At 39.4% G+C, this 7,512-nt stretch carries 7 protein-coding genes; all 7 read right to left on the bottom strand.

All coding sequences use genetic code 11. The features are described 5' to 3' along the window. Positions 1 to 95: 95 nt before the first annotated feature. The 7 genes from rpsR to yaaA all read right to left on the bottom strand — a co-directional run bounded on the left by rpsR (position 96) and on the right by yaaA (position 7,313). Positions 96 to 332 carry a 30S ribosomal protein S18 gene (gene rpsR / locus AACL61_RS02080; RefSeq protein ID WP_003665240.1) on the bottom strand — a complete coding sequence of 79 codons (237 nt, stop codon included), beginning with the start codon at positions 330 to 332 and terminating at the stop codon, positions 96 to 98. 33 nt (positions 333 to 365) lie between these two features. Further along, a complete protein-coding gene (gene ssb / locus AACL61_RS02085; protein ID WP_003669492.1) occupies positions 366 to 929 on the bottom strand; it encodes a single-stranded DNA-binding protein in 564 nt (187 codons plus the stop codon). Positions 930 to 966: 37 nt separating this feature from the next. Beyond that, on the bottom strand, positions 967 to 1,263 hold the full coding sequence (gene rpsF / locus AACL61_RS02090; protein ID WP_003665235.1) for a 30S ribosomal protein S6: 297 nt from the start codon (positions 1,261 to 1,263) through the stop codon (positions 967 to 969). A gap of 202 nt (positions 1,264 to 1,465) precedes the next feature. Next, positions 1,466 to 3,970 carry a DNA gyrase subunit A gene (gene gyrA / locus AACL61_RS02095; protein WP_102816318.1) on the bottom strand — a complete coding sequence of 835 codons (2,505 nt, stop codon included), beginning with the start codon at positions 3,968 to 3,970 and terminating at the stop codon, positions 1,466 to 1,468. 42 nt (positions 3,971 to 4,012) lie between these two features. Continuing rightward, on the bottom strand, positions 4,013 to 5,932 hold the full coding sequence (gene gyrB / locus AACL61_RS02100; protein WP_035170520.1) for a DNA topoisomerase (ATP-hydrolyzing) subunit B: 1,920 nt from the start codon (positions 5,930 to 5,932) through the stop codon (positions 4,013 to 4,015). Positions 5,933 to 5,958: 26 nt separating this feature from the next. After that, on the bottom strand, positions 5,959 to 7,083 hold the full coding sequence (gene recF, locus AACL61_RS02105; protein ID WP_339110915.1) for a DNA replication/repair protein RecF: 1,125 nt from the start codon (positions 7,081 to 7,083) through the stop codon (positions 5,959 to 5,961). Positions 7,084 to 7,091: 8 nt separating this feature from the next. Beyond that, entirely contained in the window at positions 7,092 to 7,313 is a 222-nt protein-coding gene (gene yaaA, locus AACL61_RS02110; RefSeq protein ID WP_003665230.1) for a S4 domain-containing protein YaaA, read from the bottom strand. Positions 7,314 to 7,512: the final 199 nt, after the last annotated feature.

A 7,512-nucleotide genomic window follows, 5' to 3' on the forward strand; every position in this document is an offset into this window, starting at 1 on the left:
CCGGATGATGAATTGTTCAAAAAATTCATCATCCAGTTTTTATTTTGGACTAGGAGTTTTTTCCCAGCCTCTATTATTTTTTATTCTTGCGGAAACTAGTCTTCTGCAACGAATGGCAAAAGACCCATGATCCGTGCACGCTTGATAGCGATAGTTAACTTACGTTGGTTCTTAGCACTAGTACCAGTAACCCGACGTGGTAAGATCTTACCACGTTCAGAAATGAACCGACGTAATAAATCAGTGTCTTTGTAATCGATGTATTCGATGTGGTTTGCGGCGATGAAGTCGACCTTACGGCGACGACGTCCGCCCCGACGTTGTTGTGCCATGAAATTACCCTCCTATTCTGAGTAAAAATTTATTTAGAATGGTAATTCGTCATCAGCTAAATCAATGGATTGACCACCATCATCACTGCTTCCAGGGAACTGGTTGCCAGCATTTTGATTGGGATCGAAACCATTGTCCATACTTGGTGACGGATTACTTTGAGGAGCATTATTTCCAGGTTGTGGTTGACTGCCATATTGTGGAGCCTGAGCACCAAACGATTGTTGGTTGCTGTTAAATGGTTGTTGAACCCCTGATTGGTTCATGCCACCATTTTGACGAGGTTCTAACAATGCAAAATTATCTACAACAACTTCGGTAACATACACACGGTTACCCTGTTGGTTTTCATAATTCCGGGTTTGAATACGCCCTTCAATTCCAACAAGTGAACCCTTATGCGTAAAGTTACTAAAGTTTTCAGCGGATTTACGCCAAATAACGCAATTGATAAAATCAGCATCACGATCACCATTTTGGTTTCGGAATTGCCGATCAACAGCTAACGTAAATGAAACAACTGCTGTCCCGCTGGTTGTGTACCGCAACTCGGGATCTCTTGTTAAACGCCCAGTTAAGACTGCACGATTAAGCATAGATCTTTCTCCTCTCTTTACTTTATTGACAAATTAATTAAGCATCAAGCTTAACAATCATGTGACGTAGGATATCATCACTGAACTTAGCTAAACGATCAAATTCGTTTAAAGCTTGATCGGAATCAGTAGTTAAGTTTACCACGTGGTAAGTACCTTCAGTGTACTTAGCGATTGGGTAAGCAAAACGACGAGTTGACCAATCCTTTGAATCAGCGATAGTTGCACCATTGTCCGCCAAGATCTTGTCGAATCGGTCTACCAATTCGCTCTTTGCAGATTCTTCGATATCAGGACGAATGATGTAAGTAATTTCATATTTGCGTGTTTCCATGAATGTTACACCTCCTTATGGACTCTGGCTCTTCTCGCTATTTGAGAAGAACAAGGAAAGTAGACGTCATTACGTATACTCACAGACATAAAATATAGCATAAAATTCTATTTAAAACAAGGAACATCTAACAAGAAATCCTAAATGTTGCGGTCACTATAACTATATATACGTAAAATATCTACTTTTTCACTTTATTTTTTTAATTTTCTGTTGGTTGACTTTCTTCTTGTGAGGAATTGTTAGTAGCTTCTTCAGTTTCCTCATCGACCTCTTTATCCACCTTTGCAATTGTAGCAACACGGGCACCATTATCCATCTTAATTAAGTGAACACCAACCGCAGATCGTCCAGTTTGCGATACACTTTCAATGCCAAAACGAATAATTACTCCCTGGTCGGTAACTAACATAATATCTTCATCACCATTGACAGTCGTTAAACCAATTAATGGACCATTCTTTGCAGTAACATTAACTGTCTTAACGCCTAGTCCTCCCCGTCCTTTGATTGGGTATTCAGAAGCAGGCGTTTGCTTTCCAAAACCATTTTCACTAATTACAAGAACCTTGCTATCAGAATTAAGAGGGGCCGCACCAATTACGTAGTCTTCATCTCGTAAACGAATTCCACGAACTCCTGCTGCGCTTCGTCCCATTGATCGAACAACCGATGATTTAAAGCTAAGCGCATACCCATTATGAGTACCAATAATCATTGGCTGATCTTCACTAATAACTTCTACATCGATCAATTCATCGTTTTCATGAAGGTTGAGCGCCTTTAATCCATTGCTTCGAATATTCTTAAATTCTGTTACTGCTGTTCGCTTAACGGTTCCTAGCTTGGTAGTAAAGAAGAGGTATTTATCATCATCGTTAGTTTCATGTGAAACATTGATTACAGCACTAATCTTCTCTTTATTATTAATTCCAAGAAGATTAATAATTGGAATTCCTTGAGCAGCCCGACCATATTCAGGAACTTCATACCCCTTCATTGAGTATACTTTTCCTGAGTTAGTAAAGAAGAGCAACATATCATGAGTTGAACTAGAAATTAGTTGTTCAATAAAGTCATCTTTATGAACTCCCATTCCCTTAACACCACGGCCGCCACGATGCTGAGACTTAAATTCATCAACCGGAAGACGTTTAATGTATCCATTGTGGGTCAAGGCAACGATAATATCTTCTTCTTCAATTAGGTCTTCATCTTCAATATTGGTAATATCACCAACTTGAAGCTCAGTCCGCCGTTCATCCCCAAAACGTTTTTGAATTTCCATCAATTCATCATAAATGATTTGATTGATCCGTTCACGATGAGCAAGAATATCCTTGTAATCAGCAATTGCTGCCATTAATTTTTGGTACTCATCCTCTATCTTTTCCCGTTCTAGGCCAGTCAACCGAACTAGCCGCATATCGAGGATAGCTTGGGCCTGTCGATCTGATAAACCATAATTATTCATCAACTCATTTTTCGCTACTTCACTTGTTTGTGAATTACGAATAATATTAATTATCTCATCAATATGGTCTAAAGCGATCCGCAATCCGGCAACAATGTGCGCACGATTTTGGGCTTTCTTTAATTCAAATTCTGTCCGTCGTCGTACAACTGATTCTTGGTGTTCCAGATAATATTGCAAGATTTGTTTCAAGCTTAAAATCTTTGGAGCACCATTAACAATTGCTAGCATATTGAAGTTAAAAGTTGTTTGCATCAAGGTCATCTTGTAAAGATTATTCAAGATAACTTCAGCACTGGCATCACGACGAACATCAATTACAATTCGCATTCCGTCACGGTCAGTTTCATCGTTAACATCAGTAATTCCATCAATATCTTTATTTCGAGCTAATTCAGCAATTCGTTCAATTAACTTTGCCTTATTAACCATGTATGGAATTTCGTGAACAATGATCCGTTGCTTACCATTCTTCTGTTCTTCAATATCAACTTTTGCTCGAACAATAATAGTTCCCCGACCGGTTTCATAAGCTTTACGAATACCGGACTTACCCATTACTACTCCACCAGTTGGAAAGTCGGGACCAGGAATAGCCTTCATTAGTCCTTCCGTTGTAATATCAGGGTTATTCATTAACATATGCAGGCCATTAATAACCTCACCCAAATTATGGGTTGGAATATTAGTAGCCATCCCCACGGCAATCCCTGAGGCACCGTTAACTAATAAATTAGGAAAACGAGCTGGTAATACATCCGGTTCTTTTTCAGTACCATCATAGTTATCATGGAAATCAACAGTATTTTTATTGATATCCCGAAGCATTTCAACTGCAATTTTGCTCATCTTTGCTTCGGTATAACGCATGGCGGCCGCTCCATCACCATCAACCGACCCGAAATTACCGTGACCATCAACAAGCATGTAACGGTAACTAAAGTCTTGAGCCATTCGCACAAGTCCTTCATAAATTGAAGAGTCACCATGAGGGTGGAATTTACCCATTACATCTCCGACAATCCGGGCTGACTTCTTGTAAGGTTTATCTGGAGTAACCCCTAATTCATTCATTCCATATAGAATCCGGCGTTGTACCGGTTTTAATCCATCACGGACGTCTGGAAGCGCACGTGAAACAATAACACTCATTGCATAATCCAAGAATGAGTTTTTCATCTGACTCGTAAGATTTACATCCGTGATCCGATTAGGCATATCTTGTTCAGCCAATGTCGTTCCTCCTTTTTTGCGTTAGCAGTAAACAACAGTTAATTACAGGTCAAGGTTTTCAACGAACTTAGCATTTTGCTCAATAAAGTCGCGCCGTGGTCCGACCTTGGTTCCCATTAGCATTGGGAAAATCTTATCAGCCTGTTCTGCGTCGTCTAGTTTTACTCGTAATAGGTGTCGATTTTCTGGGTCCATTGTTGTTTCCCATAATTGCTCAGCATCCATTTCACCTAGCCCTTTGTAACGTTGAATAACTGGCTTAGGACTTGGTTGCAGTGAGCTTACAACCTGTTCTAGTTCTTCATCAGAGTCAATGTATTTTACAAATTTACCTTGCCGAACTTGATATAGCGGCGGTTGTGCAATATAAACATACCCATGCGTAATCATTGGTTTCATAAAGCGATAGAACAAGGTTAACAGTAATGTCCGAATATGGGCACCATCAACATCCGCATCAGTCATGATAATTAATTTATGGTAATTAGCCTTTGTAATATCAAAGTCATCACCAAATCCTGTTCCAAGAGCGGTAAATAAAGAACGAATTTCGTCATTAGCTAGGACTCGATCAAGAGTTGCTTTTTCAACATTCAAGATCTTTCCGCGAATTGGAAGGATTGCCTGGGTGAGTCGCGAACGTCCTTGCTTTGCTGAACCACCGGCAGAATCACCCTCGACAATAAATAATTCTGAAATTTCTGGATCCTTACTTGTGTTATCCGCTAACTTACCTGGTAAATTACTAATTTCAAGACCACTCTTTTTACGGGTAACTTCCCGGGCACGTTTAGCAGCTACCCGTGCTTTGGAAGCGAGTTGACCTTTTTCAATAATTTGCCGCGCTTCGTCTGGGTGTTCTAATAAGAACCGGTTAAATGTTGCCGCAAAGACATGGTCAGTCGCTGTTCGTGCATCTGAGTTTCCTAACTTAGTCTTAGTCTGTCCCTCGAATTGCGGATCAGGGTGCTTAATGGAGACAACAGCAGTTAAACCTTCCCGTACGTCGTCTCCTGATAAGGTCTCATTCGACTTTAAGACACCTGCTTTGTGGCCGTAGTCATTAATAACGCGTGTAAGAGCCATCTTAAATCCGGTCTCATGAGTTCCACCTTCATAAGTATGAATATTGTTAGTAAAAGTTAGTAAGTTGCTACGATATGAATCTGTATATTGTAAGGAAACTTCAACAGTAATATCATTTTCTTTACCTTCCACGTAAATTGGTGGATCAAATAAAACATTTTGATCTTCATTAAGGTATTCAACATAATGACGAATACCACCTTCATAATGGAATTCTTTCCGTTCATGATCTGCTTGTCGTAAGTCTTCGATCGTGATTTTAAGTCCCTTATTTAAGAAAGCTAACTCTCTTAAACGATCAGTTAAAGTTTTAATATTGTAAGTCGTTGTTTCACGGAAAATTTCTGGATCCGGCTTAAAGTGAACGGTTGTACCATGCTCAGTTTCTGGAAGTCCTTCTTCAATTACCTTCATTGCAGACTTAACATGACCATGATCAAAATCCATGTAGTAACGTTTACCTTGACGAGCAACTTTAACATCTAATTCAGTAGATAAGGCATTTACAACAGAAGCCCCTACCCCGTGAAGACCTCCAGAAACCTTATATCCGCCGCCGCCAAATTTTCCTCCGGCGTGCAGAACAGTAAAGACCGTTTCTAAGGCTGACTTTCCAGTTTCTTTTTGCGTATCAACTGGAATTCCACGACCATTATCCTTAACAGTAATACTGTTATCTGGATTAACTACAACATTAATTTCATCACAGAATCCTGCTAAGGCTTCATCAATTCCGTTATCGACAATTTCCCAAACAAGGTGATGAAGTCCCTGGGCTGAAGTGGAACCAATGTACATTCCGGGACGCTTTCGAACTGCATCCAATCCCTTTAAAACCTGAATTTGACTAGCATCGTATTCACTAGCCAATTCCATCTTGGTTTCTTTTTGTTGTTCGTTGCTCACTTTACTTCCTCCTTATTCAAAGTGCCGTGCTCAATTTCAAAAATCGTGGGTTCATTAATTAGCTGGCGAGCAACATCACTCAGACTAGTTGTCGTCAAAAATGTTTGAACTTTATTCTGAATGGCTGTTAACAGGTGTGTTTGTCGAATCGTATCTAGTTCCGATAACACATCGTCCAATAATAATAATGGATACTCGCCTGTTTGCTCTTTCATCAAATCAATCTCTGCTAGTTTTACTGATAGTGCTGTCGTTCGCTGTTGTCCTTGCGATCCAAAAGCCTGTACATTTTTATCATTTACCAGAAAGCGGATATCATCACGATGGGGGCCGTAAATTGTTGTCCCCTGCTCAATTTCACGCTGTTCGTTGTCTTGATATAACTTAAAAAGGGCCTGATAAGCCTCTTCAACAGTAGTCTCATCATTAACCTTTAATTGATTAACGTATTCAAGCCGTAATGATTCCTTATTTAGTGAAATTTCTTGATGCAAATCAGCTGCCCATCCTTCAAGGTGCTTTAAAAAATGTTGACGGGCAATAATTACTTCCGCACCAAAAGCAGCAAGCTGATCAGATAGGACTCCTAAAAGGACGCGATCAGTTTGTTGCTTATATTTTAGTTGCTTTAAATATTTGTTTTTTTGTCGTAAGAGTGTGCGATATTGGCCTGCATTGTAGAGGTATTTGCTACTCATCTGGCTAAACTCTCGATCCATAAAGTGGCGGCGTAAAGCTGGGGAGCCTTTTACCAACGACAAATCCTCAGGGGCAAATAATATTGCATTTAGTTGACCCACATACTGTGATAATCGCGCCTGTTCTAAATGATTTACCTTTGCCTTTTTTCCTTTACTTGAGAATTGTAATTCAAGCGGAACCTTGCCAATACTTTTTTCTACCGTGCCACTTATTAGAGCTGATTTTTCTTGCCAATTAATAAGTTCATGGTCATTACTTGTTCGATGACTCTTGGTCAGGGAAAGAACATAGATTGCCTCTAGCATATTCGTTTTACCCTGTGCATTATGACCAATTAAAACGTTCACTCCAGGGTTGAAGTGAACGGTTAGATCCTGATAATTTCGAAAGTGATGTAAATGCAATTCCGTCAGAATCATGCTTATCCCTACTTACTCTTAATAACAAGTAATTGGTGGTCAGGAATTTGAATCTTATCTTCGGGATACAATTTGCGTCCCCGCCGATCATCTGGCTCATCATTTACTAATACAGTATTTTCTTTTAGAAACCATTTAGCTGCTCCGCCAGTAGGAATAATCCCCTCTTCTTTGAGTAACTGGCCGAGTGTAATAAATGGACTATCAATCAACACTGACTTTTCTTCCATTTTTTTCACCTACTTTTGTAATTCTATTATACCACATTATTCGGCCTAATTTTGCGTTATTAGCCTTTCTGAGCGCATTAACTTAATTTAGCCTTTTTTATCAAAATTCGGTTAAATTTGCTCTATGGTCAAAAATCTGAATATAAACTAGCAATACTTATTAAATTTAATCTATGCCAAATCATAACCACCCGTCAAA

The organism is Limosilactobacillus reuteri subsp. porcinus, from assembly GCF_036621895.1.
Classification (GTDB): Bacteria; Bacillota; Bacilli; order Lactobacillales; family Lactobacillaceae; genus Limosilactobacillus; species Limosilactobacillus reuteri_J.